The sequence below is a fragment of the Edaphobacter sp. HDX4 genome (assembly GCF_036877565.1).
GTDB lineage: Bacteria > Acidobacteriota > Terriglobia > Terriglobales > Acidobacteriaceae > Edaphobacter.
The window spans coordinates 1-259 of sequence record NZ_JAEDXW010000069.1 but is presented as its reverse complement, the minus strand read 5'-3'; the positions used below and the strand labels follow the sequence as shown (position 1 = coordinate 259).

Annotated in this window: 1 protein-coding gene; it reads left to right on the top strand. The window is 58.7% G+C overall.

The genetic code is table 11. The features are described 5' to 3' along the window. Window positions 1-11: 11 nt before the first annotated feature. The coding region (locus JAO29_RS23160; protein ID WP_334270652.1) for a hypothetical protein at window positions 12-259 on the top strand (248 nt) is incomplete at its 3' end.

The window sequence follows — 259 nt, the reverse complement described above, 5'->3', positions numbered from 1 at the left end:
AAACCGAACGAATGGCCCATCATCGCCGCGAAGCGGCTAAGGTGGGCCATTCACGCGAGAGCACGAACCAGACGACTCTTCACTCCGCCCAAGCTTTTCACTTCTACAACTGTCATCCTGAGCGAAGCGCAGCGCAGTCGAAGGATCTGCGGCTTCAGCCGTGCCATACCCCTCCTTTGGCAACGGGGGCTTCAGTCCCTGACTCCTACTTCGCACCCGCAGGAAGCATCGCTGACTCTCTCCCGATCGCGATCACAAA